The organism is Enterobacter sp. HMSC16D10 (assembly GCF_001807145.1).
GTDB lineage: Bacteria > Pseudomonadota > Gammaproteobacteria > Enterobacterales > Enterobacteriaceae > Enterobacter > Enterobacter roggenkampii.
In genome coordinates this window covers 26,894-51,365 of sequence record NZ_KV787883.1, presented here as the reverse complement: position 1 = coordinate 51,365, position 24,472 = coordinate 26,894, and the positions used below count along the sequence as shown (strand labels likewise).

Genomic DNA, 24,472 nt, shown 5'->3' with positions numbered 1-24,472 from the left:
GATTTTCCCGCTAAGGTATTCTCACTAAATTCAGGGAAATCAGCGATGAGCAAACCAGCCCGGGCCACCATCAGCGACGTGGCGAAAGCCGCCAAAACCGGCAAAACCAGCATTTCGCGCTACCTTAACGGCGAGAAACACCTGCTGTCCGATGCGTTGCTGGCGCGTATTGAACAGGCCATTGCCGATCTCGACTACCGTCCCAGCCTCATGGCGCGCGGGCTCAAACGTGGCCGCACCCGCCTTATCGGGCTGATCATCGCCGATATCACCAACCCCTACTCCGTGAACGTGCTCAGCGGTATCGAAGCCGCCTGTCGCGAGAAAGGCTTTACGCCGCTGGTCTGTAATACCAACAACGAAGTCGACCAGGAGCTGCATTATCTGGACCTGCTGCGCAGCTATCAGGTGGAAGGGATTGTGGTCAACGCGGTAGGCATGCGTGAAGAAGGCTTAAATCGCCTGCAGCAATCCTCCCTGCCCATGGTCCTCATCGACCGTAAAATCCCGGAGTTTGCCTGCGACGTGGTCGGGCTGGATAACACCCAGGCCGCCACGACCGCCACCGAACATCTGATTGAACAGGGCTTCGAGGCCATTCTGTTTCTGAGTGAACCGCTGGGGATGGTCAACACCCGACGTGAACGCCTGAGCGCATTTCGCGCCACGCTGGAGCGTTATCCCGGCGTGATCGCCGAAAATGCCGAAACGCCGCTTCACGAAGCCGGGCAGCTCGACAATACCCTGCGTCAGTTCCATACGCGCCATCGTGGGATGCGCAAAGCGGTTATCTCCGCCAACGGGGCGCTGACGCTGCAGGTTGCCCGCTCGCTCAAGCGCATTGGCCTGCACTGGGGCAGCGACATTGGTCTGCTGGGATTCGATGAACTGGAGTGGGCGGAACTGGCTGGCGTAGGCATTACCACCCTCAAACAACCCACCTGGCAGATTGGCTATGCTGCTGTTGAACAAGTGGTTCGTCGTATTGAAGGCACCAGCGATGCCGTTCGCGAGCAGGTCTTCTCCGGTGAACTGATCGTTCGTGGCTCTACCGCGCGTTAAATTTCCCTTGTGATAGCGATCATAAATTCAACATCCTGACCTTTTCTTTGGAACCGGTTCCATCTAGCGTAATAGTATTGATATGTTGCGATGGAGTCCGAAGATGGGCAGAAAAATTATGGTGGTCACCGCCGCGTACGGTGCGGAACAGGTGCGGCAGGCGGGAGGTCAACGGGCGATGCTCCCTGTTATTGCTGGCGCGGGGGCAGACGGCGTGGAGATCCGCCGCGAGCTGTTCAACAGCGAAGAGCTGCTGGCGCTGCCTGCGCTGGGCGAATCCATTGAGCTGCTGGGCCTGCTGGCGTGCTACTCCGCACCCGCCGCCCTGTTTATGCCTGACGGCACCCTCAACCCGGACCTGCCCCACTATCTCTCTGAAGCCAACACCCTGAACGCCCTGTGGCTGAAGGTTTCCCTCGGCCATTTCAGCGACACGCAACCGCTCGACGCCCTGCGTACGCTATTGAACACCAGCGGTATGGCGCTGGTCGTGGAGAACGATCAGACCGACTGCGGACAGCTCGCGCCCATGCAGCGCTTCCAGGCCGCCTGTCGGGAAATGGCGCTCCCCGTCACGCTGACCTTCGACATGGGGAACTGGCTGTGGGTGGGCGACTCGCCGGAAGAGGCCGCGCGTCATCTGGCCTCTGCAGTGAGCTATATCCACGTGAAAGCCGCCGTGCCGCATAAAGATAACTTCCGCGCCGTCGCACCGGACCGCGCCGATGCACGCTGGCTGGATCTGCTCGGCCAGCTGCCTGCCGATGCCCCGCGCGGTATCGAATTCCCGCTGGAAGGGTCGGATTTAACCGCCGTTACCCGCCATTACGTCAACCTGCTGCGCGAGGAGTAAACCATGCACAAGACGCTGGATGTCATCACGATTGGTGAAGCCATGGCCATGTTTGTCGCCACCGAAACGGGTGAGCTGAGTGCGGTGGAGCACTTTATCAAACGCGTCGCAGGCGCAGAACTGAACGTCGCGACCGGCCTGGCGCGTCTCGGCCTGAACGTGGGCTGGGTCAGCCGCGTGGGGGATGACAGCTTTGGCCATTTCGTTCTCGATTCGCTGAAAAAAGAGGGGATTGATGCCACTGGCGTCACCCTCGACGGACGCTTCCCTACCGGCTTTCAGCTTAAATCTAAGGTTGAAAATGGAACCGATCCCATCGTGGAGTATTTCCGTAAAGGCTCGGCCGCAAGCCACCTCTCTGTCGCGGATTACCACGCCGATTACTTTGCCTCCGCGCGCCATCTTCATCTGAGCGGCGTGGCAGCCGCGCTGTCTGCCAGCTCGTATGAGCTGCTGGATCATGCCGCGACCACCATGAAAGCCCAGGGGAAAACCCTATCGTTCGACCCCAACCTGCGTCCGGTGCTGTGGAAAAGCGAAGCGGAAATGGTGGAGAAACTGAACCGTCTGGCGTTCCGGGCGGACTGGGTTCTGCCAGGCCTGAAAGAAGGGATGATTCTGACCGGCGAAAGCACGCCGGAAGGCATCGCCGACTTCTACCTGAATAAAGGGGTAAAAGCGGTGGTGCTGAAGACCGGTGCCGATGGCGCGTGGTTTAAAACGGCCAACGGCGAGCAGGGCGCGGTCGCGGCAGTGAAGGTCGAGAACGTCGTCGACACCGTCGGCGCAGGTGACGGCTTTGCCGTGGGCGTGATTAGCGCCCTGCTGGAAGGTAAAACGCTGCCGCAGGCCGTCGCGCGAGGCAACAAGATTGGCTCGCTGGCCATTCAGGTGCAGGGCGACAGCGAAGGATTACCAACACGAGCACAGCTCGGCGTTTAAATTCCCTCTCCCTGTGGGAGAGGGCCAGGGTGAGGCAGCAAGCCGCACCAGATAATTAAGCCACCGTGTACCCTACAGACAACGGCGGTAACAACCTCAACAACAGAGGCAAGCCTATGAACAGTTCGACCAATGCAGTAAAACGCTGGTGGTACATCATGCCAATCGTGTTTATCACGTACAGCCTGGCGTACCTTGACCGTGCCAACTTCAGCTTCGCGTCCGCCGCAGGGATCACCGAGGACCTCGGGATCACCAAAGGGATCTCCTCCCTGCTGGGTGCCCTTTTCTTCCTGGGCTACTTCTTCTTCCAGATCCCCGGCGCGATCTATGCGGAACGCCGCAGCGTGCGTAAGCTGATCTTCATCTGTCTGATCCTGTGGGGCGCCTGCGCGTCGCTGACCGGCATGGTGAACAATATTCCTGCCCTGGCCGCCATTCGCTTTATCCTCGGCGTCGTTGAGGCGGCGGTTATGCCCGCGATGCTGATCTACATCAGCAACTGGTTTACCAAATCTGAGCGCTCGCGCGCGAATACCTTCCTGATCCTCGGTAACCCGGTCACGGTACTGTGGATGTCGGTGGTGTCCGGCTACCTGATCCAGTCCTTCGGCTGGCGCGAGATGTTTATCATTGAAGGGGTACCGGCAATTATCTGGGCCTTCTGCTGGTGGGTGCTGGTGAAAGATAAACCTGCCCAGGCGAAGTGGCTTTCCGAAGATGAAAAAGCAGCGCTGCAGGCGCAGCTGGACAAAGAACAGCAAGGTCTGAAGGCGGTGCGTAACTATGGTGAAGCCTTCCGCTCGCGTAACGTGATCCTGCTCTGCGCGCAGTACTTTACCTGGAGCATTGGTGTGTACGGCTTTGTGCTGTGGCTGCCGTCCATTATCCGCAGCGGCGGTGAAAACCTCGGCATGGTCGAAGTAGGCTGGCTGTCATCCGTACCGTATCTGGCGGCAACCATCGCGATGATCGTCGTTTCCTGGGCGTCGGACAAGCTGCAGAACCGCAAGCTGTTTGTCTGGCCGCTGCTGCTGATTGCCGCCTTCGCCTTTATTGGCTCCTGGGCCGTGGGCGCAAACCACTTCTGGGTCTCTTATACGCTGCTGGTGGTTGCCGGTGCGGCCATGTACGCCCCTTACGGACCGTTCTTTGCCATCATCCCCGAGATGCTGCCGCGTAACGTGGCGGGGGGCGCGATGGCGCTGATTAACAGTATGGGTGCGCTGGGTTCGTTCTGCGGCTCCTGGTTCGTCGGTTACCTGAACGGTGCCACCGGCAGCCCATCCGCATCGTACATCTTTATGGGGGTGGCGCTTTTCGCCTCGGTATGGCTTACTCTGATTGTTAAGCCTGCTAATAATCAACAACACCCTGTCGGCGCTCGCCACGCCTGAATCCTTAAAAAATCAACGGAGATTAGCATGAAGCCGTCCGTCATTTTGTATAAAACCCTGCCGGAAGATCTGCAGAAACGCCTTGAAGAGCACTTCACCGTCACGCAGGTGAAGAACCTGCGCCCGGAAACCGTGGCACAGCACGCCGACGCGTTCGCGAGCGCGGAAGGCCTGCTGGGTTCAAGCGAAAAAGTGGATGTCGCCCTGCTGGAGAAAATGCCGAAGCTTCGTGCTACCTCAACCGTTTCCGTGGGTTACGACAACTTCGACGTGGATGCGCTTAACGCCCGCAAAATCCTGCTGATGCATACCCCGCATGCTCTGACGGAAACCGTGGCCGATACGCTGATGGCGCTCATGCTCACCACGGCCCGTCGCGTGGTGGAAGTGGCTGAGCGCGTCAAAGCGGGCGAATGGGCAAAAAGCATTGGTCCGGACTGGTTCGGTGTGGATGTTCACGGCAAAACGCTGGGCATTGTCGGTATGGGGCGTATCGGGCTGGCGCTGGCGCAGCGCGCGCATTTTGGTTTTAACATGCCGATTTTGTATAACGCGCGTCGCCATCACAGTGAAGCCGAAGAACGCTTCAACGCCCGTTACTGCGAGCTGGATACCCTGCTGCAGGAAGCCGATTTTGTCTGCCTGGTGCTGCCGCTGACGGATGAAACCCGTCATCTGATCGGTAAAGAGGCGTTTGAAAAAATGAAGGCATCTGCCATTTTCATCAACGCGGGTCGTGGCCCGGTGGTGGATGAGAAGGCGCTGATTGAGGCTCTGAAAAACGGTGAGATCCATGCAGCAGGTCTGGACGTGTTTGAGCAGGAGCCGCTGCCGGTGGATTCGCCACTGCTTTCGCTGCCTAACGTGGTTGCCCTGCCCCACATCGGCTCAGCCACCCATGAGACGCGCTACAACATGGCGGCCACCGCGGTCGATAACCTTATTGCCGCCCTTAGCGGAAAGGTGGAGAGAAACTGCGTGAACCCGCAGGTGCAACGATAGAAACGAAAAAACCCGCCAGAAGGCGGGTTTTTAAATTCTTTGCTACTGGGTTGGAAGCTTACAGGCTTACAACGTTACCAGCTGCTGGGCCTTTAGCGCCGCTTTCGATGGTGAAGGACACTTTCTGACCTTCGTCCAGAGATTTGTAGCCATCGTTCTGGATAGCAGAGAAGTGTACGAACACGTCTTTAGAGCCATCGTCAGGAGTGATGAAGCCGAAACCTTTATCAGCGTTGAACCATTTTACCAGACCAGTCATTTTAGCAGACATAGAAATTACCTTATTAACAAATATATTGTGCCTTCCGGCTTGATGGATTGCGTTACAGATTTTTAAGCGATGAAGGAAGGGTCACTACGAAGGGTATCTATGGATAACAATCTGGACTGCTTTACTAAACTGCTTTAGGTCTGTGTAACAAACCGACGGGAATAGTTATACCGATGTGGTAGAGGAATGACAAGCGTTATTTTCGCAACGCATAAAAAAACCCCGCCAGAAGCGGGGTTTTTTCGGTTTATTCTGTGGCAGCGACTGCGGCACTCCAGGCCTGGCTGAAGGCCTGATGCTGAGAGGCCAGCGGCCCAATCAGCGTATTGTACTGGCTTGCCTGCTGGGAGGTCGGGAACTGAATACCGTTGGCAACAAAGCTTACCTGCGTATTCTGCTGGGCAATAAAATCACCCACCTGGACCAGCTGCTGCGTGAAGATTTGCGCGGCCGGAATCAACGGTTGCAGTGCTTCTGACGGTTTGGTCACCACTTTCTCATACACTTTGTCGAAGACCGGTTTGAGATCGTCGCCCTGCTTCAGCGCAGAACGTGACGCGTCAGCCTGCATTTTCGCATTCTGCAGCTGCTGGCTCAGCACGCCAAGCGCACCGTTGGACTGGCGCAATGGTTCACGCTGCGTCATGTAATCCTGTGGAACGCGGATGGCGTTCACGCTATCCACTACCGGGCGGATACCGGAATCCATCGCCTGGCTCACCTGCTGTGAATAACCATAAAGAATGGCGTAATCGGACACAAAGGGGCCAAACTGTTTTTTCTGATCCGCAGTCAGCGTTGGCAACCGCTCGCCGCTGCGCATCACTGTATTCTGCAGAAAATCGATAAACGCTTTGCGCTGATCGCCTTCTTTATCAAAACACCCACTCAGGCTAACAACCATCAACAACGCCGCAATAGGCGCAAACCAGCGAGAGCAGGACTTTCCTGTCGCCATTTTATTACTCCTTTCACCCAAAAAAGCGCACACCGGCACACGCGTGCCCGACGCTGACAAGGATAGTCCAGGTCAGCCTTGCAAGATACTCTTTTCATGCAAAACGGCTATTGCCGATTTATTTCTTACCATTTACAAAAAAATACCTGGCGAAGCTGACATATGACTAATCAGGGAATTAGCATAACTCTCCATATTGCTGAATCGGATACAGCGATCGTTACCGCACGATTAATCACACCCGTGACGATCCTGGGTTGGTATTAGGGACTATTCTTAATTGGCTCTCTGATGTTCTTGATCACGATGTGAGATTTAAGAGGAGTCCTCAATGGAATATAAAGATCCTGAGTTTGAGCTGCTGAGCAGCCTGGAACAGATCATTTTTAAAGATGTACCGCAGACGATTACCCTGCAACAAAAATCCAATCCCTTTACAGAATATGAGCAATTGCGCAAAGGGACAGGACTGAAAACCGAAGAATTCGCCAGAGCGATGGGTGTCAGCGTGGCTATGGTGCAGGAGTGGGAGTCAAAACGTGAGAAACCCACCCCAACCGAGTTACGGCTGATGCGCCTGATTCAGGCCAACCCTGCACTCAGCAAGCAGATCGCGTAGTGAAGATTGAATGCCCCCGCCTTTGCGGGGGCTTGTGTTTTACAGGCTATCACAACGCCACCCCGCCTCTTCCCACACCAGCTCATGCGTTAACGTTAAGCCGCTTAAAAACGCCTCATCGTGTGATACCACCAGCAGTGCCCCAGGGAAACCGGCCAGCGCCGCTTCAATGGCCTGGACTGAAGCCAGATCCAGATGGTTGGTCGGTTCATCCAGCAGCAGAAGCTGCGTGGCTTCCGCGCGCCACAGCACGCAGGCCAGGGCAGCCTTAAGACGCTCACCGCCGCTGAGCGCCGCCAATGGGAGCATCACTTTGTCAGCCCCCAGTTGAAGCTGCGCTAAACGGGTTCGCAATACCCCCTCTTCCAGAGGAGTATGACTCAAATTGAGATGCGTCATGACCGACTGCGAGAGATCGAACCGGGAGAGATGCTGGTCGAGATAAGCGCAGCTGACGGACACTTTACAGCTACCCGAACGGGGGGCAACCTCGCCGAGGAGGGTTTTTAACAGCGTCGACTTCCCGCAGCCGTTCGGTCCCTTTAACGCCACGCGCATCGGTCCGTCCATCCGCCAGTTGAGCGGAGGAACAGGTACATGCTGCAGCACCAGATCCTCCAGCACCAGCACCTGCTTCCCCTCCGGGATCTGACTTCCCGGCAGAGTGAACATGACCGGGTTATCGTCTTCAACGCGTTCACGCGCCTTGTTTACCGCGGCGTTCAGCGCTTCGTTTTGCTCGCTGTGCTGTTTTTTCCAGGTGCCGATACGTTCCTTTGCCGCGCCTTTATATTTGACCCGCTCGAACGACGCGATATTCAGGGTATCGACGGTGCGTAACGTCTTTGCCGACCGCCGCTGGCTGTCATCATGCTCTTTTTGCATGCGCGCGCGGGTGCGTTTGCGCTCGGTTGCCGCATGTTCCAGCGCCGCGCGGGCAGCCTGCTGTTCGGCATCGCGCTGGGCTTGATAATCCGCATAATTTCCGCCGTAGCTGCGCAGACCCGAGGCGCTCAGCTCAAGAATACGCGGCACCTGCTCCAGAAGTTCGCGGTCATGCGAGGCCACCAGCACGCCGCCCTGATACCGACTCAACTGGTCGTAGAACCACGCCCGGCCTTGTCGATCCAGATGGTTAGTCGGTTCGTCCAGCAGAAGAAAGTCCGCGCCCGCCGTAAACGCCCCGCACAGCAGGGCGCGGATGCGCTCGCCGCCGCTGAGTTCTATGGCGGGCTTATCAGGCTCAAACGGTGGGAGCGTCGCATTGATAAACGCTTCGCTCAGACGTTCGGCTATATCCCAGTGGCCGTCGAGCAACGCCAGATCGTCAGGCTGATAATCGCCGCTGTCAATGCGCTTACGCGCCGCAAAAATCGCGTCATACCCGAGAAGTTCAGCCAGCGTCGTCTGCGAAGAAATAACATGCTGCTGCGCTACCCAGGCATGCGAGCCAAAGCGTTCAATATGACCGGTAGCCGGTTCGTCCAGCCCCGCCAGCAAGCGCAGCAGACGCGTTTTTCCGCTGCCGTTGCGGCCAACCAGCGCGCAGAGGGAGGGTTCCAGCGTGAGATTCAGCGGACCAAAAAGGGTATCGCCCGTCGGAAACTGACAGGTGACCTGATGCAAAATAAAAGAAGGGGACTGCGCAAAATGAGCCATAAGCACTCCTGAATGAAATCAAAACATCCCCTGCCGACGCGATGGCGTTTAGCAAGGATCGAAATTCATCAGTCGTGTTTGTTCATTTTTGGGGGGCACTCCAGCGCGAGAAAGTTAACGGGGATAAGGATAGCGGGAATGGGTTGACCATTTCAAGGTTAAATTTTCAGCAACACACTATAAAAAAACCCGCCGAAGCGGGTTTTTAGCATTTGTCACAACGGGCGCATTACTGCAACAGCGAAATATCCGCCACGCGCAGGAACAGCTCACGCAGTTTCTCGAGCATAGAGAGACGGTTAATACGCAGCTCTTTATCTTCTACGTTTACCATCACTTTCTCGAAGAAGGCGTCGATGACGTCACGCAGCTCGGCCAGCTCCACCAGCGCTTCCTGGTAGCGACCTTCCGCGAAGACCGGCTCGAGCTTGTCGCGCAGCACCACAACCTGCATCGCCAGGGCAATCTCTTCCGGCTCTTTCAGCGTCGCGGCGTTTACGCGCTCGTTCAGCGTCTCGTCGGACTTCGCCAGGATGTTGGAGACACGCTTGTTGGCCGCCGCCAGAGCAGATGCCGCTTCCAGCGTACGGAAGTGGGAAACCGCCTTCATACGCGCATCGAAATCAGCCGGACGGGTCGGACGACGCGCCAGAACCGCCTGAATGGTGTCGACGGTGTAACCTTCATCCTGATACCAGGCGCGGAAACGACCGAGCATAAAGTCGATCACGTCATCCACAACGTTGGCGTTGGTCAGCTTGTCGCCGTACAGACGCACCGCTTCTTCGGTCAGGGTCTGCAGATCCAGGTTCAGGTTCTTCTCAACGATGATACGCAGCACGCCCAGCGCAGCACGACGCAGCGCAAACGGGTCTTTGTCGCCTTTCGGATGCTGGCCGATACCGAAGATACCCGCCAGGGTGTCCATCTTATCGGCAATTGCGACAGCACAAGCTACCGGGTTGGACGGCAGTTCGTCACCCGCAAAGCGCGGCTGATACTGCTCGTTCAGGGCAACCGCCACGTCTTCCGCTTCGCCATCGTGACGCGCGTAGTGCATGCCCATCACGCCCTGGGTGTCGGTAAATTCGAACACCATGTTGGTCATCAGGTCACACTTGGAGAGCAGGCCTGCGCGGGTCGCGTGGTTAACGTCGGCACCGATTTCACGAGCGATCCAGCCGGACAGCTCCGCAATACGGTCGGTCTTGTCGCGCAGCGTACCCAGTTGCTGCTGGAACAGTACGGTCTGCAGGCGTGGAAGATGATCTTCCAGACGCTTTTTACGGTCGGTGTTGAAGAAGAACTCGGCATCCGCCAGACGTGGGCGCACCACTTTCTCGTTACCGGAGATAATCTGGCTCGGATCTTTCGATTCGATGTTCGCCACGAAAATGAAGTTTGGCAGCAGCTTGCCGTCGTTGGCATAGACCGGGAAGTACTTCTGGTCACCCTTCATGGTGTACACCAGCGCTTCAGCCGGAACGGCCAGGAATTTCTCTTCGAACTTCGCGGTCAGCACAACCGGCCATTCCACCAGCGAGGTCACTTCTTCCAGCAGGCTGTCGCTCAGATCGGCTTTACCGCCAATCTTACGCGCCGCGTCTTCCGCGTCCGCTTTGATTTTGGCTTTACGCTGTTCATAGTCAGCAATGACCTTGCCGCGCTCCAGCAGGATTTGCGGATACTGGTCGGCATTGTCGATGGTGAACTCAGGCTCGCCCATAAAGCGGTGGCCGCGAATCACGCGATCGGACGCCACGCCCAAAATGGTCGCCGGAATAACGGTGTCGCCCTGCAGCAGGGTCACGGTGTGAACCGGACGCACGAAGTGCACGTCGGACGCGCCCCAGCGCATCAGCTTAGGAATGGGCAGCTTCGCCAGAGACGTGGCAATCATGTCCGGCAGCAGCGCTTCCGCGCTTTCGCCTTTCACATGGGCACGATACAGCAGCCACTCACCTTTATCGGTGGTCAGACGCTCGGCCTGATCGACGGTGATGCCGCAGCCGCGCGCCCAGCCTTCCGCCGCTTTGCTCGGCTTGCCTTCCGCGTCAAACGCCTGGGCAATCGCCGGGCCACGTTTTTCGACTTCGCGATCCGGCTGAGACGCCGCCAGGTTTGCCACTTTCAGCGCCAGACGACGCGGAGCAGCAAACCACTCAATTTTACCGTGCGCCAGGCCAGCGTTATCCAGCTCGGCAGTCACGTTCGCAGCAAAAGATTCAGCCAGGCTGCGCAGGGCTTTTGGTGGCAGCTCTTCGGTGCCAATTTCCACCAGGAAAGTTTTCTCAGACATGGCCGCCTCTTATTTGTTTCGGTTGCACATCGGGAAGCCAAGGGCTTCACGGGACGCATAGTAAGCTTCTGCAACGGCTTTGGTCAGGGTACGAATACGCAGAATGTAGCGCTGACGTTCAGTCACGGAGATCGCTTTGCGGGCGTCCAGCAGGTTGAAGCTGTGGGCGGCCTTCAGAATACGCTCGTAGGCAGGCAGCGGCAGCGGAGTCTCCAGCGCCAGCAGCTGCTGCGCTTCTTTCTCATACTGCTCGAAGCAGGTGAACAGGAAGTCCACGTCCGCGTATTCGAAGTTATAGGTGGATTGTTCCACTTCGTTCTGATGGAACACGTCGCCGTAGGTGGTTTTACCCAGCGGGCCGTCGCTCCAGACCAGGTCGTAAACGCTGTCTACGCCCTGAATGTACATCGCCAGACGTTCCAGACCGTAGGTGATCTCACCGGTGATCGGCTTACATTCCAGACCGCCAACCTGCTGGAAGTAAGTGAACTGGGTCACTTCCATGCCGTTCAGCCACACTTCCCAACCCAGACCCCAGGCACCCAGCGTTGGATTTTCCCAGTTATCTTCCACGAAACGGATATCGTGGATGGTCGGATCCATACCCAGCTCTTTCAGCGACCCGAGGTACAGTTCCTGAATGTTGTCGGGTGATGGCTTAATCACCACCTGGAACTGATAGTAATGCTGCAGACGGTTCGGGTTCTCACCGTAACGACCATCGGTCGGACGACGGGAAGGCTGCACATACGCGGTCGCCATTGGCTCTGGCCCCAACGCGCGCAGGCTGGTCATCGGGTGTGAAGTGCCGGCGCCGACTTCCATGTCCAAAGGTTGAACAATGGTACAGCCCTGACGAGCCCAGTAATCCTGTAAGGTCAGGATCAGGCCCTGGAAGGTCTTGGTATCAAACTTTTGCATAGTATTTCGTGCTGGATACGTGTGGTTTTAAATGGAAGGGACCAGTATACCCGCTGGCTGCAAGATATACAGTACGAAACGGGGTTGTTTAGGGAAAATTGGGAAATAAGCATTCACGCCAGGGCGCTGCCGGCGTCTGGCTGTTGATTATGCGAGCAGGCTAGCGCATGGAGAGGTGTAAAAACTGGCCGTCCGCATCAAACGAGCAGACAAAGCCTTCTTTACGCGCCGTATAGCCCTTGAGCTCATAGCTGCCCTGAAAGCGCTCAAACCCGGTGACGTTGATTTTCTGCACGTCCGAGTTATAGCGGCGTGCGGCCTGGTCCTTGCAGAGTGACTCCATATTCAGTGAACGTTCCGGGCTCATTTTGCCCTGCTGGGCTTTTTGCACTGGTGCTTCTTGTGGCGCACTGCATCCTGCCAGCATGAAAAGCAGAATGAGTGATGCCACACGCTTCATCATCATTTTTATTACCGTCCTGGTCAGTGGCTGTTATTTTTAGTATCAACACGTTTATAGATTATGGTCAGCCATTCTGCGAATCTCGCGGTCTCCCGGCAAGCCTGCGAATAAAACTCAGAATTTTCCAAACGAAGACTTTTGGACAATGGGAGTCACACTCACTTTACAGGGAATACGAGGAACTGATGCCGTCAAAAATTAACTGGATTGATAACCTGCGAGGAATAGCGTGTCTGATGGTGGTCATGATCCACACGACGACCTGGTACGTCACGAACGCCCACAGCATCAGCCCCGTTAACTGGGATATCGCCAATATTCTCAACTCTGCGTCGCGCGTCAGCGTGCCGCTGTTCTTTATGATTTCCGGCTTTCTCTTTTTTGGTGAACGCAGCGCGCAGCCGCGACACTTCATCCGCATCGCGGCCTGCCTGGGGTTCTACAGCGCCGTTGCCCTGCTCTATATCACCCTGTTCACCTCCATTAACGCCGGGTTATCCCTCAAATATTTGCTGCAAAAGCCGGTGTTCTACCACCTGTGGTTCTTCTTCGCCATTATCGTGATCTATCTGGTCTCTCCGCTCATTCAGGTGAAAAACGTTAGCGGGAAAATGCTTCTGGCCCTGATGGTGGTGATTGGCATTGTCGCCAACCCGAATACGGTCTCGCAGAAAATCGACGGATTTGAGTGGCTGCCGGTGAACCTCTATATCAACGGCGATACCTTCTATTACGTGCTTTACGGCATGCTGGGGCGCGCCATCGGGATGATGGACACGCAAAAACGCGGTCTGAACTGGCTCTGCGGGGCACTGTTTATCGCCGGCGTGGCGGTGATTTCACGCGGGACGCTGCATGAGCTGCAGTGGCGCGGTAATTTTGCCGATACCTGGTATCTGTACTGCGGCCCGATGGTCTTTATCTGTGCCGTATCGCTGCTCACGCTCGTTAAAAACACCCTGAATGCGCGTCCCCTTCCCGTACTGAGCGTCATTTCACGACACTCTCTCGGGATTTACGGTTTTCACGCGCTGGTGATCCACGCGCTTCGGACACGAGGCATCGAGCTTAAAACCTGGCCGGTGCTGGATATCATCTGGATTTTTGCTGCGACCCTGGCGATCAGCCTGCTGCTGTCGATGCTGCTGCAAAAAATAGACGTTCGCCGCTTCGTCAGCTAACGCTTCGCTGCCGGGCGCGATGGTACTGGCGCGGGGAGGAAAACCCTGCCGCCAGGGAAGCCTGCTCCACGCCGCGCCCCTGCAATAGCCACTGTTCCGCCACCGCCAGACGCAGCTGCTCCAGATAATCGCGGACACTAATGCCTAAATGAGTCTGGAAAAGCCGGGTAAGATGGCGCGGGCTGACGTGCGCCAGCGCGGCGATATCAGGCAAGTTCCACGCTTTTTGCGGCTCGGCTGTGAGCGCATCCTGCGCCCGATGAATCGCCGGATGAAGATGATTGCGGTAGCGTAGCCACGGGGAGAGCTGGGGATCGTCACCAGAACGGCGGAACCAGACCACCATCTCGCGCGCCACATTCAGCGCCTTTTCGGGGCCGCACAGGCGGTTAATCATATGCAGCGCCAGGTCGATGCCCGACGTGATCCCCGCGCTGGTCCAGATGTTCTCGTCCTGCACAAAGATGCGGTTTTCTTTAATCGTCGCCGTAGGGGCCGCGGTGCGTAAACGGCTGATAACGTCATGGTGAGTTGTGCACTGTTTGTTATTCAGCAGGCCAGATTTCGCCGCCAGCAGCGCGCCAGAACAGACGCACATCACCGTGATATCCCGGCGCTGAATAATCGGCTGCAGGCGCATCAGCCAGTGCTGTATCCGTAACGCCTGCGGCGTCGAAAACTGAGAGCGGGAGTCGCTCACGCCGGGCAATACCAGCAGGCTCCCCTCTGGAAGACGTTCCGGCAGCGGCTGAATGCCGCTCATCGTCAGGCCTATCGACGTCGGCACGTCAGGTTGCGGGCCAATGTAATGCAGACGAAACGCGTCGCCAGCCAGCACAAAGGTTTCTGCCGGGCCCGTCATATCTAATGACAGCACCCCGGGCAACATCACGAACCAGACGTCGATGGGCATTACAGTGACTCCAGCGTCTCCGCTACCGTTTTAATGTCGGCAAAACGCCCGGACAGTACCGTTTCGGTACGGTGGCGAATGTCCGCTGCGCTAAGGGTAATGCCCTTGTAGGTCATGGGGAACGTCAGCGTGGCCTCGCTCACAAAGGTCACAGCATAACCCAGATCGGATGCCACCCGGGCGGTGGTTTCACAGCATTGCTCCGTGCGAATGCCGCAGATAATCACACTATTGATATCACGCTCGCGCAGCCAGCGATCGAGCCCGGTATCCGTGAAGGCATTATGAACGTGTTTCTGGAAAACCACATCCGGCTGATGACGCAAAAAGGCCATCGGTTTGACATAGCCGCTTTCCAGCGTAAAAGGGCCGTCTCCATCCACATGAAAAATATCAACGACCGGAATACCGCGCGCCTGGCAGCCTTCAATCAGCCCCAGCATCCCCTGCTGAAAAGCGGGAATGTCATCCTCCTGCCAGTAATTGCGGTGATGGAAGGACTGCTGAGTATCAATGTTGATGAGTGCAATGCGTGACATGATGGTTCTCCTCGCCAGTGGGTGTGACACCATACTGGCAAGGAAAGGAAGGCACGCACAGACCAAAAAAGGACATCCTCGTGCCTCTCCCGGACAAGCGAATTTACGTCATCAGCGGCAGCAGTTGCTGGTAGATTTTGCGGAACACGTCGCGCCTTTCCGCGTACCGCGCATGGCGCGCCGCGTCAGGCAAATGCGCCTGTTCAAGCGTAAGCTGCGGCAGCAGTTGTGAAAGCGGTTTTTCCGGGTTCATAGCAATCTGCGCCAGACGCGCGGCGCCGAGCGCGGGGCCAACATCGCCACCGGTGCGGAAATCCAGCTGCAAGCCGCTGATGTCCGACAGCATTTGTCGCCAGTAAGGGCTTCGCGCACCGCCGCCAATCAGGGTGACGCTTGCGGGTTTCAGGCCGCAGTCGTGAACCACGTCCATTCCGTCAGCCAGCGCATATCCGACGCCTTCGAGAACCGCACGCGCCAGTTCTGCCGGACCATGCTGATGGGTTAAGGCAAAGAACACCCCTTTCGCTTCAGGGTTGTTGTGTGGCGTACGCTCGCCGGACAGATACGGTAAAAACCAGACGGTACCGGCATTTTCATCCGCCTGCTGTGCTGCGGCAATCAACGCAGGAACATCGGCCATCCCGGTCAGCTTCGCCGCCCAGTCCAGGCACGACGCTGCACTCAGCATCACCGACATCAAATGCCATTTTCCAGGCAGCGCATGACAGAAACTGTGCACCGCGCTTTCGGGATTGCTGCGATAGCCGTCGCTGACGGCAAAATAGACGCCAGAGGTTCCCAGCGACAGCATCGCCTGACCTGCCTCAACCATGCCGACGCCCACGGCCCCTGCGGCATTGTCACCGCCCCCGGCAACCACCGGTACGGCAGGCATATTCCAGCGTTCCGCAACGTCTGGCAGCAGTGTGCCTGTTACCTCGCTACCTTCGAACAGCGCAGGCATGTGTTCACGGGTCAAATGGCAGGCATCCAGCATCGCCTCGCTCCAGTCGCGTTTCGCCACGTCGAGCCACATCGTGCCGGCGGCATCAGACATGTCGGAGGCAAAATCGCCCGTCATGCGAAAGCGCAGATAGTCTTTCGGCAGCAGGACTTTCGCCACCTGACGGAAAATCTCCGGCTCGTGGCGCTGTACCCACAAAAGTTTTGGTGCGGTGAAGCCCGGCATCATCAGGTTGCCGGTGATCGCGCGGGAAGTGGGTACGCGTTCCTCAAGAAGCGCACACTCTTCTGCACAGCGGCCATCGTTCCAGAGAATGGCGGGTCGCAACACGCGATGCTCGCTGTCCAGCAAGGTTGCACCGTGCATTTGCCCGGCAATCCCCAGCGCTTTCACGTCACGCAGAGAATGCTGTTCACCTAACGCCTTGATTGCACGATCCGTTGCCTGCCACCACTGCTCCGGGTCCTGTTCCGACCACAGCGGATGCGGACGTGAAACCTGCAGCTTTTCAGTCTGCGTTGCTAACACCTCGCCCTGCTCGCTTAACAGGATGGCTTTCACACCCGATGTGCCCAGATCGATCCCGATATACATATAGTGGATTCCTTAAGTGAAAATGCCCGGTGGCGCTGCGCTTACCGGGCCTACAAGCTGGATGCCGTTATTTATCGAACAGGTAGTGGTTGACCAGATTTTCCAGCAGCTCCTGGTGCCCGCTCTGGTGCTGCGGCGCCAGCTGATGGTGTTCAGCGTACTTCGCGATCTCCGCAAGCGATAACTGACCTTTCAAAATTTGCTGGCCCAGCTCACTGTTCCAGCCGCTGTAGCGCTTCGCCACGCGTTTATCGAGCTCGCCGTCTTCAATCATACGTGCCGCCACCTTCAGCGCCAGCGCCATGGTGTCCATCGCGCCAATGTGGCCGTAGAACAGATCGTATTTGTCGGTGCTCTGGCGACGCACCTTGGCGTCAAAGTTCAGGCCGCCGGTAGTGAAGCCGCCCGCTTTGACGATCTCATACATCACCAGCGCATTCTCTTCCACGCTGTTCGGGAACTGGTCGGTATCCCAGCCCAGCTGCGGGTCGCCGCGGTTCGCATCGACCGAGCCGAAGATGCCCAGCGCAATCGCCGACGCGATCTCGTGGTGGAAAGAGTGGCCCGCCAGCGTGGCGTGGTTGGCTTCAATGTTCACTTTGATCTCTTTTTCCAGACCGAACTGCTTCAGGAAGCCATACACCGTCGCCACGTCGTAGTCATACTGGTGCTTCGTCGGCTCCTGCGGCTTCGGCTCAATCAACAGCGTGCCGCGGAAGCCGATTTTGTGCTTGTGGTCGACAACCATCTGCATAAAGCGGCCAATCTGCTCGCGCTCCTGACGCAGGTCGGTGTTGAGCAGGGTTTCATAGCCTTCACGGCCTCCCCACAGGACATAGTTTTCGCCGCCCAGCTGATGCGTGGCATTCATTGCCGTCACCACCTGCGTGGCCGCCCAGCTAAACACTTCCGGATCCGGGTTGGTTGCCGCACCTGCGCCGTAGCGTGGGTTAGTGAAGCAGTTTGCCGTGCCCCACAGCAGCTTCACGCCGCTTTGCTGCTGTTTTGCCGCCAGTACATCCACCATCTGCGCAAAGTTGTTCAGGTACTCTTTCAGCGATGCGCCTTCCGGCGACACGTCGACGTCATGGAAGCAGTAGTACGGCACGTTCAGCTTGTGGAAGAACTCAAACGCCACATCGGCTTTGCGCTTTGCCAGCTCGATGGCCTCACCCGGCTGCTGCCACGGGCGGTCAAAGGAGCCCACGCCGAACATATCGGCGCCGTTCCAGCAGAAGGTATGCCAGTAACAGGCGGCAAAGCGCAGATGATCTTCCATGCGCTTACCCAGCACCAGCTCATCCGGGTTGTAGTGACGAAATGCTAAAGGATTGGTCGTTTTCGGGCCTTCGTAACGAACACGATCGAGTTGGTCGAAATAAGCTTGCATATTGAGCTCCATAATCAGGGTATGCGGCGAGTCGTTGATACAGGAGTAATAGTGAATAGACATTTTGGGTTGCTCAATTACGTTATTTCACACTGCTATTGAGAGAATGCACAACTGTGCGCTGGCTCGCAAAATAATGCGCAGACGAACTATTTTTCGGCGCGGATTCCAGAATCAAATGTAATTAAGACGTTACGTATTTTAAAATCCGATCGCGGTCATAAATTCAGAAATAAACCAAATATCATAATGAGAAGATAAAAATCTGTAATTGCCAGCCTGCCTTTCCGCGTTAAAAATTTGCTGCGTCCCAGCAGTGAATGTTTCTTTTATCTCAGCAACACATACCCCTACAAAAAGGCCTAATAATTATGAAGATAAAGAACCTGACCCTAACGCTCTGCACTACGCTCCTCCTTGCAAGCTTTGCAGGGCATGCCAAGGAGGTCAAAATTGGCATGGCGATTGACGACCTGCGTCTGGAGCGCTGGCAAAAAGATCGCGATATTTTTGTGAAAAAAGCGGAATCACTCGGCGCAAACGTGTTTGTCCAGTCGGCTAACGGCAACGAAGAAACACAAATGTCGCAGATCGAGAATATGATTAACCGCGGCGTCGATGTGCTAGTCATTATCCCCTATAACGGCCAGGTATTAAGTAACGTAGTGAAAGAAGCCAAACAAGAAGGCATAAAAGTGCTGGCCTATGACCGCATGATTAATAATGCGGACATTGATTATTATATTTCGTTCGACAATGAAAAAGTCGGCGAATTACAGGCACAAAGCCTGATCGACAAAGTGCCTCAGGGCAATTATTTCCTGATGGGCGGCTCGCCGGTAGATAACAACGCCAAGCTGTTCCGCGAAGGGCAAATGAAGGTCCTTAAACCGTACATCGATAACGGGAAAATAAAAGTGGTTGGCGATCAGTGGGCCGACGGATGGTTACCCGAAAACGCCCTGAAGATTATGGAAAACGCGCTGACGGCCAACAACAACAAAATTGACGCGGTTGTGGCCTCCAACGATGCCACCGCAGGCGGTGCGATTCAGGCCCTGAGCGCCCAGGGGCTGGCGGGTAAAGTCGCCATTTCAGGGCAAGATGCCGATCTGGCTGGCGTAAAACGTATTATCGCCGGCACCCAAACCATGACGGTCTACAAACCGATTACCGAGTTGGCCAATACGGCGGCGGAAATCGCCGTGGAACTGGGCAACGGTAAGCAACCAAAAGCAGACGCCACGCTGAATAACGGGCTGAAAGACGTTCCGGCTCGCCTGCTCACCCCTATTGAAGTCAATAAAGAGAACATTGACGCCACCGTCATTAAGGACGGTTTCCACAAGAAGAGCGAACTGTAATCCGGCGCGGCCCCTGCTCTGCGGGGGCGCATCACGTTGCACTGTTCTTTCCTCGGGTTATGTGGAGCAGTTATGCCTTATTTACTTGAAATGAAAAGCATCACCAAGCGCTTCGGCACGGTGAAAGCCGTCGACAACGTCAGTCTCCGGTTGAATCCCGGCGAAGTGGTTTCGCTGTGTGGCGAGAACGGTTCAGGCAAGTCAACGCTGATGAAAGTGCTGTGTGGGATCTACCCGCACGGCAGCTACGAAGGCGAAATCGTCTTTGCCGGCGAAGTGATCCAGGCAACTCACATTCGCGATACCGAACGCAAAGGTATCGCCATCATCCACCAGGAACTGGCGCTGGTGAAACATCTCACCGTGCTGGAGAACATTTTCCTCGGAGCCGAAATCTCCCGCCACGGCGTGCTGGATTACGACACCATGACGCTCCGCTGTGAAAAGCTGCTGGCGCAGGTGAGCCTCCACATTTCACCGGATACCCGCGTGGGCGATCTGGGCCTGGGGCAACAGCAGCTGGTTGAAATCGCTAAAGCGCTCAATAAGCAGGTCAGGCTGCTGATCCTCGATGAGCCAACGGCCTCGCTCACCGAACAGGAAACCGCGGTTCTGCTCAATATCATCCGCGATCTGCAAAACCACGGCATCGCCTGTATCTACATTTCGCACAAGCTGAACGAGGTTAAAGCCATTTCGGACACCATCTGCGTGATCCGCGACGGTCAGCACATCGGCACGCGTGAAGCCGCGGGCATGAGCGAAGATGACATCATCACCATGATGGTGGGGCGCGAGCTGACGGCGCTCTACCCGAATGAGCCTCACACCAAAGGTGATGAAGTGTTGCGCGTGGAAAATCTGACCGCGTGGCACCCCGTTAACCGCCACATCAAGCGCGTCAATAACGTCTCGTTTTCTCTGCACAGCGGCGAAATTCTCGGTATTGCCGGGTTAGTCGGCGCCGGGCGCACGGAGGCCGTACAGTGTCTGTTTGGCGTATGGCCGGGGCGCTGGGAGGGCACGATTTATATCGACGGCCAGCCGGTGAAAATCGACAACTGCCAGCAGGCGATTGCCCACGGCATTGCTATGGTGCCGGAAGACCGCAAAAAAGACGGCATCGTGCCGGTCATGGCAGTGGGGAAAAACATTACGCTTGCGGCACTCGATCGCTTCTCCGGCGCGCTGAGCAGCCTGGACGATGCAGCGGAGCAGCAGTGCATCCTCCAGTCGCTTGCCCGTCTGAAGGTCAAAACCTCCTCACCGGAACTGGCCATTGGCCGCCTGAGCGGCGGCAACCAGCAGAAGGCGATTCTGGCGCGCTGCCTGCTGCTCAATCCACGCATATTAATCCTTGATGAGCCGACGCGCGGGATTGATATCGGCGCCAAATATGAAATCTACAAACTGATTAATCAGCTTGTACAGCAAGGGATTGCCGTCATTGTCATTTCGTCTGAGTTACCCGAAGTGCTCGGCCTGAGCGACCGTGTGCTGGTCATGCACGAGGGAAAACTGAAAGCCAACCTGATTAACCAGAACCTGACGCAGGAGCAGGTGATGGAAGCCGCTTTAAGGAGCGAACGTCATGTCGAAAAGCAATCCGTCTGATATCAAAGTCGCCGTTCCGACGCCCGGTGCGTTCGCAGGGCTAAAAGCGCTGAACCTGCAGGTGTTCGTGATGATCGCGGCCATTATCGTCATCATGCTCTTTTTTACCTGGATGACGGATGGCTCGTACCTGAGCGCGCGTAACGTCTCCAACCTGCTCCGCCAGACCGCTATCACCGGCATTCTGGCCGTGGGCATGGTGTTCGTGATTATCTCCGCGGAAATCGATCTGTCGGTCGGCTCGATGATGGGGCTCCTCGGCGGCGTGGCGGCCATTTTTGACGTCTGGCTCGGCTGGCCGCTGCCGCTGACCGTGGCGGTCACGCTGGTGCTGGGTCTGGTTCTGGGGGCCTGGAACGGCTGGTGGGTAGCCTACCGTAAAGTGCCGTCGTTCATTGTCACCCTGGCGGGGATGCTGGCCTTCCGCGGGATCTTAATCGGCATCACCAACGGTACCACCGTCTCCCCGACCAGCGCGGCCATGTCGCAGATTGGTCAAAGCTATCTCCCGGATGGCGTGGGCTTTACCATCGGCGTGGCGGGGCTGCTGGCGTTTGTCGCGTGGCAGTGGCGTGGACGCATGCGCCGTCAGGCGCTGGGGCTGGCGTCGCCAGCATCAACCTCGGTGGTGGGACGTCAGGCGCTGACGGCGGTCATTGTGCTGGGTGCCATCTGGCTTCTGAATGACTATCGCGGTGTCCCGACCCCCGTCCTGCTGCTGGCGCTTTTACTGCTGGGCGGCATGTTTATGGCGACGCGCACCGCGTTTGGCCGCCGTATTTATGCCATCGGCGGCAACCTTGAGGCTGCCCGTTTGTCGGGGATTAACGTCGAACGCACTAAACTCGCGGTCTTCGCCATTAACGGCCTGATGGTCGCCATCGCCGGGCTGATCCTCAGCTCGCGCCTGGGGGCCGGTTCTCCCTCCGCGGGCAACATCGCCGAGCTGGATGCTATCGCCGCCTGCGTTATTGGCGGCACCAGCCTCGCAGGGGGTATCGGCAGCGTCGCGGGCGCGGTGATGGGGGCATTTATCATGGCGTCGTTGGATAACGGGATGAGTATGATGGACGTCCCGACGTTTTGGCAGTATATCGTCAAGGGAGCCATTCTTTTACTGGCAGTCTGGATGGACTCGGCCACCAAGCGACGGGCCTGATAACGGTATTGTGACTTAATTGGGAAGTGAGCCATGTTTGAAAAGCGTCACCGCATTACGTTGTTATTCAATGCCAACAAAGCCTATGACCGTCAGGTGGTAGAAGGCGTGGGTGAATATTTGCAGGCGTCGCAATCCGAATGGGATATTTTTATTGAAGAAGATTTCCGCACCCGTCTGGAGAACATTAAAGACTGGCTGGGCGATGGCGTTATTGCCGACTATGACGACCCCGTCATTGAACAGCTGCTGACCGACGTCGACGTGCCGATCGTGGGCGTCGGCGGCTCCTACCACTCGCCCGAACACTATCCGCCAGTTCACTATATTGCCACCGATAACCATGCCCTGGTCGAAGCCGCGTTTCTCCATTTAAAAGAGAAAGGCGTCCACCGCTTCGCGTTTTATGGTTTACCCGTCACCAGCGGCAAGCGCTGGGCCGTTGAGCGTGAACACGCATTTTGCCAGCTGGTCGCGCAGGAGAAGTATCGCGGCGTGGTCTATCAGGGGCTGGAAACCGCCCCGGAAAACTGGCAGCACGCGCAAAACCGTCTCGCTGACTGGCTGCAAACGCTGCCGCCGCAAACCGGGATTATTGCCGTAACGGACGCCCGCGCCCGCCACGTGCTGCAGGTCTGCGAACACTTACATATTCCGGTGCCCGAAAAGCTGTGCGTGATTGGCATTGATAACGAAGAGCTTACCCGCTATCTGTCCCGCGTGGCGCTCTCCTCCGTCGCCCAGGGCACGCGTCAGATGGGCTATCAGGCGGCGAAGCTGCTGCACCGTCTGCTGGATAAAGAATCTCTGCCGCTTCAGCGACTGCTGGTGCCTCCTGTTCGCGTCGTGGAACGTCGCTCGACCGATTATCGCTCCTTAAGCGACCCGGCCGTCATTCAGGCCATGCACTATATTCGCAACCACGCCTGCAAAGGGATTAAGGTCGATCAGGTGCTGGATTCGGTGGGCATTTCGCGTTCGAATCTGGAGAAGCGTTTTAAAGAAGAGGTGGGCGAAACCATTCATGCCGTCATCCATGCTGAAAAGCTGGAGAAAGCACGCAGCCTGCTCATCTCCACGTCGCTGTCGATCAACGAAATCTCGCAGATGTGCGGTTACCCGTCGCTGCAATATTTCTACTCGGTGTTCCGCAAAGAGTATGACACCACGCCCAAAGAGTACCGGGATCGCCACAGCGAGGTGCTGATATAGAAAAGAAAACGCCTTCCAGTGGAAGGCGTTTTTTTGAGATTACATATGGGCGGCGATTAAGCGCTGGTTATCCTGGTACATGGCGAACAGATAGTTGTTATAGCTCTGTCCCTTCGTCGAATACCCTTTCAGCTTGTGGATCATCGTACTGGCCGTCACTTCCTGGTCCGCTTTACGCAGCTGAGCGCGTGATTTACGGAACGATGAGTAGGCCGGGTGCGTGTTCAGATTCACCACATAAGCGTTCACGGAATCTTTCACGGATTCAAACTGCGAATAGCCTTTCACCTTGCCAGGCGCATTCGTACAACGGCCTTTCACGCATTTCATGCCGAAAAGGTTGTTGTTGTTACGCGCAAGCTTAGACGTTCCCCAGCCGCTTTCGGCTGCAGCCATAGTCGCAACCATGCTGCCCGGGATGATATCCACACGCTCAAGGAGAGCATTCCACGGCACACGACGCGTGTTACCGTTCCAGCTCAGCTTATAGCGCTTCGTGATATCTTTCAGACGCGCGCGCTCGGATGGCGACCAGCGACTATCGTACTGTTTGGAAATCAGCCAGTTACGATCCGCAGTAATCGCGGCATTTTGACTCGTGATGTAAGGCATTACCGTCCGGAGAAACGCTTTTTTCCTTGGTGTTCCGGAAGGGTATTTTCGCAAATCAGGAAGTGAACTACTCTTTGCACTATTGCGAGAATACTCTTGTTTACTGCTAACCTTACTGCTTGTCGTCTTTATTACGTGGGCTTTCTTACTCGTTGTATCCGTGTGCGTCTTCGCAAGCACCCCACCCGAAAATGCCGTGGTGAGTAACATGAGTATCGCAGCCCCATATCGTCGAATGGGAGTCGATATCATTAGGTCTCCTGGTCGGATGTAATCATCCCAACACCTTATTTTTTTCACAAATTTGAGAGCGGAATCTCAAATCATATCAAAAATAGACTTCAAGAGCACGTATAGAAATAGTCCAATTCCGAAACTATGTCACCTGAAACTTGCTCATAAAAACATCATTTCTGGAAAAATGTGTGCGTTATCGCAGATAACTGCCTAATTTTGCGCAAGATCACTCATCCTCACGCATCCT

At 56.4% G+C, this 24,472-nt stretch carries 22 protein-coding genes; 11 read left to right on the top strand and 11 right to left on the bottom strand.

Features of this window, described 5'->3' with window-relative positions:
- Window positions 1–45: 45 nt before the first annotated feature.
- From HMPREF3143_RS13665 to ghrB, 5 genes are all read left to right on the top strand, one after another.
- Entirely contained in the window at window positions 46–1,062 is a 1,017-nt protein-coding gene (locus HMPREF3143_RS13665) for a LacI family DNA-binding transcriptional regulator (RefSeq protein ID WP_008502761.1), read from the top strand.
- 103 nt (window positions 1,063–1,165) lie between these two features.
- The gene (locus tag HMPREF3143_RS13660; protein WP_045907862.1) at window positions 1,166–1,915 is read left to right on the top strand and encodes a sugar phosphate isomerase/epimerase family protein; all 750 of its coding nucleotides are present in this window, start codon (window positions 1,166–1,168) and stop codon (window positions 1,913–1,915) included.
- 3 nt (window positions 1,916–1,918) lie between these two features.
- Window positions 1,919–2,857 carry a sugar kinase gene (locus HMPREF3143_RS13655; RefSeq protein WP_070533378.1) on the top strand — a complete coding sequence of 313 codons (939 nt, stop codon included), beginning with the start codon at window positions 1,919–1,921 and terminating at the stop codon, window positions 2,855–2,857.
- Between the two features lie 116 nt (window positions 2,858–2,973).
- The gene (locus HMPREF3143_RS13650) at window positions 2,974–4,254 is read left to right on the top strand and encodes an MFS transporter (protein WP_063435967.1); all 1,281 of its coding nucleotides are present in this window, start codon (window positions 2,974–2,976) and stop codon (window positions 4,252–4,254) included.
- 27 nt (window positions 4,255–4,281) lie between these two features.
- Window positions 4,282–5,256, top strand: a complete 975-nt coding sequence (gene ghrB, locus HMPREF3143_RS13645) for a glyoxylate/hydroxypyruvate reductase GhrB (RefSeq protein WP_070533376.1) — start codon at window positions 4,282–4,284, stop codon at window positions 5,254–5,256.
- A 58-nt stretch (window positions 5,257–5,314) separates the two neighbouring features.
- On the opposite strand, the gene cspA is transcribed toward ghrB, so the two are convergent.
- Together cspA and HMPREF3143_RS13635 are read right to left on the bottom strand one after the other, a co-directional pair.
- A complete protein-coding gene (cspA, locus tag HMPREF3143_RS13640) occupies window positions 5,315–5,527 on the bottom strand; it encodes a transcription antiterminator/RNA stability regulator CspE (protein WP_003860775.1) in 213 nt (70 codons plus the stop codon).
- A gap of 247 nt (window positions 5,528–5,774) precedes the next feature.
- Window positions 5,775–6,485 carry a DUF3053 domain-containing protein gene (locus HMPREF3143_RS13635; RefSeq protein ID WP_008502756.1) on the bottom strand — a complete coding sequence of 237 codons (711 nt, stop codon included), beginning with the start codon at window positions 6,483–6,485 and terminating at the stop codon, window positions 5,775–5,777.
- A gap of 331 nt (window positions 6,486–6,816) precedes the next feature.
- On the opposite strand from HMPREF3143_RS13635, the gene HMPREF3143_RS13630 reads away from it, so the two are divergent.
- Window positions 6,817–7,104 carry an HTH-type transcriptional regulator gene (locus HMPREF3143_RS13630; protein ID WP_008502755.1) on the top strand — a complete coding sequence of 96 codons (288 nt, stop codon included), beginning with the start codon at window positions 6,817–6,819 and terminating at the stop codon, window positions 7,102–7,104.
- Between the two features lie 39 nt (window positions 7,105–7,143).
- Here the strand turns inward: HMPREF3143_RS13630 and HMPREF3143_RS13625 are convergent, their stop codons facing one another.
- From HMPREF3143_RS13625 to HMPREF3143_RS13610, 4 genes are all read right to left on the bottom strand, one after another.
- Window positions 7,144–8,763: an ABC-F family ATP-binding cassette domain-containing protein gene (locus HMPREF3143_RS13625; protein WP_065102760.1), complete on the bottom strand. Its 1,620-nt coding sequence runs from the start codon at window positions 8,761–8,763 to the stop codon at window positions 7,144–7,146.
- Window positions 8,764–8,992: 229 nt separating this feature from the next.
- Window positions 8,993–11,062, bottom strand: coding sequence for a glycine--tRNA ligase subunit beta (glyS, locus tag HMPREF3143_RS13620; protein ID WP_070533374.1), 2,070 nt, complete (start codon window positions 11,060–11,062; stop codon window positions 8,993–8,995).
- A 9-nt stretch (window positions 11,063–11,071) separates the two neighbouring features.
- Window positions 11,072–11,983, bottom strand: coding sequence for a glycine--tRNA ligase subunit alpha (gene glyQ / locus HMPREF3143_RS13615; RefSeq protein ID WP_003860141.1), 912 nt, complete (start codon window positions 11,981–11,983; stop codon window positions 11,072–11,074).
- A gap of 160 nt (window positions 11,984–12,143) precedes the next feature.
- The gene (locus HMPREF3143_RS13610; protein ID WP_021242465.1) at window positions 12,144–12,449 is read right to left on the bottom strand and encodes a YsaB family lipoprotein; all 306 of its coding nucleotides are present in this window, start codon (window positions 12,447–12,449) and stop codon (window positions 12,144–12,146) included.
- Window positions 12,450–12,631: 182 nt separating this feature from the next.
- On the opposite strand from HMPREF3143_RS13610, the gene HMPREF3143_RS13605 reads away from it, so the two are divergent.
- On the top strand, window positions 12,632–13,627 hold the full coding sequence (locus HMPREF3143_RS13605) for an acyltransferase (RefSeq protein WP_023345230.1): 996 nt from the start codon (window positions 12,632–12,634) through the stop codon (window positions 13,625–13,627).
- Here HMPREF3143_RS13605 and HMPREF3143_RS13600 read toward each other — a convergent pair.
- The 4 genes from HMPREF3143_RS13600 to xylA all read right to left on the bottom strand — a co-directional run bounded on the left by HMPREF3143_RS13600 (window position 13,620) and on the right by xylA (window position 18,027).
- Window positions 13,620–14,540 (bottom strand): GlxA family transcriptional regulator, encoded by a 921-nt coding sequence (locus tag HMPREF3143_RS13600; protein ID WP_063452833.1) that lies wholly within the window; start codon window positions 14,538–14,540, stop codon window positions 13,620–13,622. The two genes, HMPREF3143_RS13605 and HMPREF3143_RS13600, sit on opposite strands and share 8 nt — an antisense overlap.
- The gene (locus tag HMPREF3143_RS13595; protein WP_070533372.1) at window positions 14,540–15,079 is read right to left on the bottom strand and encodes an isochorismatase family protein; all 540 of its coding nucleotides are present in this window, start codon (window positions 15,077–15,079) and stop codon (window positions 14,540–14,542) included. Before HMPREF3143_RS13595 ends, HMPREF3143_RS13600 begins: the two co-directional genes overlap by 1 nt.
- A 103-nt stretch (window positions 15,080–15,182) precedes the next feature.
- Window positions 15,183–16,637: a xylulokinase gene (gene xylB, locus HMPREF3143_RS13590; protein WP_070533370.1), complete on the bottom strand. Its 1,455-nt coding sequence runs from the start codon at window positions 16,635–16,637 to the stop codon at window positions 15,183–15,185.
- Between the two features lie 67 nt (window positions 16,638–16,704).
- Complete coding sequence (gene xylA / locus HMPREF3143_RS13585; RefSeq protein WP_087449766.1) at window positions 16,705–18,027, bottom strand: xylose isomerase; 1,323 nt, start codon at window positions 18,025–18,027, stop codon at window positions 16,705–16,707.
- A 371-nt stretch (window positions 18,028–18,398) separates the two neighbouring features.
- Between xylA and xylF the strand changes: the two genes are divergently transcribed.
- From xylF to xylR, 4 genes are all read left to right on the top strand, one after another.
- Complete coding sequence (gene xylF, locus HMPREF3143_RS13580) at window positions 18,399–19,391, top strand: D-xylose ABC transporter substrate-binding protein (protein WP_008502746.1); 993 nt, start codon at window positions 18,399–18,401, stop codon at window positions 19,389–19,391.
- Window positions 19,392–19,463: 72 nt separating this feature from the next.
- Complete coding sequence (locus tag HMPREF3143_RS13575; protein ID WP_008502745.1) at window positions 19,464–21,005, top strand: xylose ABC transporter ATP-binding protein; 1,542 nt, start codon at window positions 19,464–19,466, stop codon at window positions 21,003–21,005.
- On the top strand, window positions 20,983–22,164 hold the full coding sequence (gene xylH / locus HMPREF3143_RS13570) for a xylose ABC transporter permease XylH (RefSeq protein ID WP_008502744.1): 1,182 nt from the start codon (window positions 20,983–20,985) through the stop codon (window positions 22,162–22,164). The genes HMPREF3143_RS13575 and xylH overlap by 23 nt, the downstream gene beginning before the upstream one ends.
- A gap of 33 nt (window positions 22,165–22,197) precedes the next feature.
- Entirely contained in the window at window positions 22,198–23,376 is a 1,179-nt protein-coding gene (gene xylR / locus HMPREF3143_RS13565) for a D-xylose utilization transcriptional activator XylR (RefSeq protein WP_049121972.1), read from the top strand.
- A gap of 39 nt (window positions 23,377–23,415) precedes the next feature.
- Here the strand turns inward: xylR and HMPREF3143_RS13560 are convergent, their stop codons facing one another.
- Window positions 23,416–24,240, bottom strand: coding sequence for a protein bax (locus HMPREF3143_RS13560; protein WP_021242459.1), 825 nt, complete (start codon window positions 24,238–24,240; stop codon window positions 23,416–23,418).
- Between the last annotated feature and the right edge of the window lie 232 nt (window positions 24,241–24,472).

Coding starts and splice junctions, on each gene's coding strand:
- HMPREF3143_RS13630 (WP_008502755.1), top strand. CDS start 6,817: ATGGAATATAAAGATCCTGAGTTTGAGCTGCTGAGCAGCCTGGAACAG.
- HMPREF3143_RS13595 (WP_070533372.1), bottom strand. CDS start 15,079: ATGTCACGCATTGCACTCATCAACATTGATACTCAGCAGTCCTTCCAT.
- HMPREF3143_RS13560 (WP_021242459.1), bottom strand. CDS start 24,240: ATGATATCGACTCCCATTCGACGATATGGGGCTGCGATACTCATGTTA.
- xylA (WP_087449766.1), bottom strand. CDS start 18,027: ATGCAAGCTTATTTCGACCAACTCGATCGTGTTCGTTACGAAGGCCCG.
- HMPREF3143_RS13575 (WP_008502745.1), top strand. CDS start 19,464: ATGCCTTATTTACTTGAAATGAAAAGCATCACCAAGCGCTTCGGCACG.
- HMPREF3143_RS13650 (WP_063435967.1), top strand. CDS start 2,974: ATGAACAGTTCGACCAATGCAGTAAAACGCTGGTGGTACATCATGCCA.
- glyS (WP_070533374.1), bottom strand. CDS start 11,062: ATGTCTGAGAAAACTTTCCTGGTGGAAATTGGCACCGAAGAGCTGCCA.
- HMPREF3143_RS13610 (WP_021242465.1), bottom strand. CDS start 12,449: ATGATGATGAAGCGTGTGGCATCACTCATTCTGCTTTTCATGCTGGCA.
- HMPREF3143_RS13655 (WP_070533378.1), top strand. CDS start 1,919: ATGCACAAGACGCTGGATGTCATCACGATTGGTGAAGCCATGGCCATG.
- ghrB (WP_070533376.1), top strand. CDS start 4,282: ATGAAGCCGTCCGTCATTTTGTATAAAACCCTGCCGGAAGATCTGCAG.
- HMPREF3143_RS13625 (WP_065102760.1), bottom strand. CDS start 8,763: ATGGCTCATTTTGCGCAGTCCCCTTCTTTTATTTTGCATCAGGTCACC.
- glyQ (WP_003860141.1), bottom strand. CDS start 11,983: ATGCAAAAGTTTGATACCAAGACCTTCCAGGGCCTGATCCTGACCTTA.
- HMPREF3143_RS13665 (WP_008502761.1), top strand. CDS start 46: ATGAGCAAACCAGCCCGGGCCACCATCAGCGACGTGGCGAAAGCCGCC.
- xylF (WP_008502746.1), top strand. CDS start 18,399: ATGAAGATAAAGAACCTGACCCTAACGCTCTGCACTACGCTCCTCCTT.
- xylR (WP_049121972.1), top strand. CDS start 22,198: ATGTTTGAAAAGCGTCACCGCATTACGTTGTTATTCAATGCCAACAAA.
- xylB (WP_070533370.1), bottom strand. CDS start 16,637: ATGTATATCGGGATCGATCTGGGCACATCGGGTGTGAAAGCCATCCTG.
- HMPREF3143_RS13660 (WP_045907862.1), top strand. CDS start 1,166: ATGGGCAGAAAAATTATGGTGGTCACCGCCGCGTACGGTGCGGAACAG.
- HMPREF3143_RS13605 (WP_023345230.1), top strand. CDS start 12,632: ATGCCGTCAAAAATTAACTGGATTGATAACCTGCGAGGAATAGCGTGT.
- HMPREF3143_RS13600 (WP_063452833.1), bottom strand. CDS start 14,540: ATGCCCATCGACGTCTGGTTCGTGATGTTGCCCGGGGTGCTGTCATTA.
- cspA (WP_003860775.1), bottom strand. CDS start 5,527: ATGTCTGCTAAAATGACTGGTCTGGTAAAATGGTTCAACGCTGATAAA.
- HMPREF3143_RS13635 (WP_008502756.1), bottom strand. CDS start 6,485: ATGGCGACAGGAAAGTCCTGCTCTCGCTGGTTTGCGCCTATTGCGGCG.
- xylH (WP_008502744.1), top strand. CDS start 20,983: ATGTCGAAAAGCAATCCGTCTGATATCAAAGTCGCCGTTCCGACGCCC.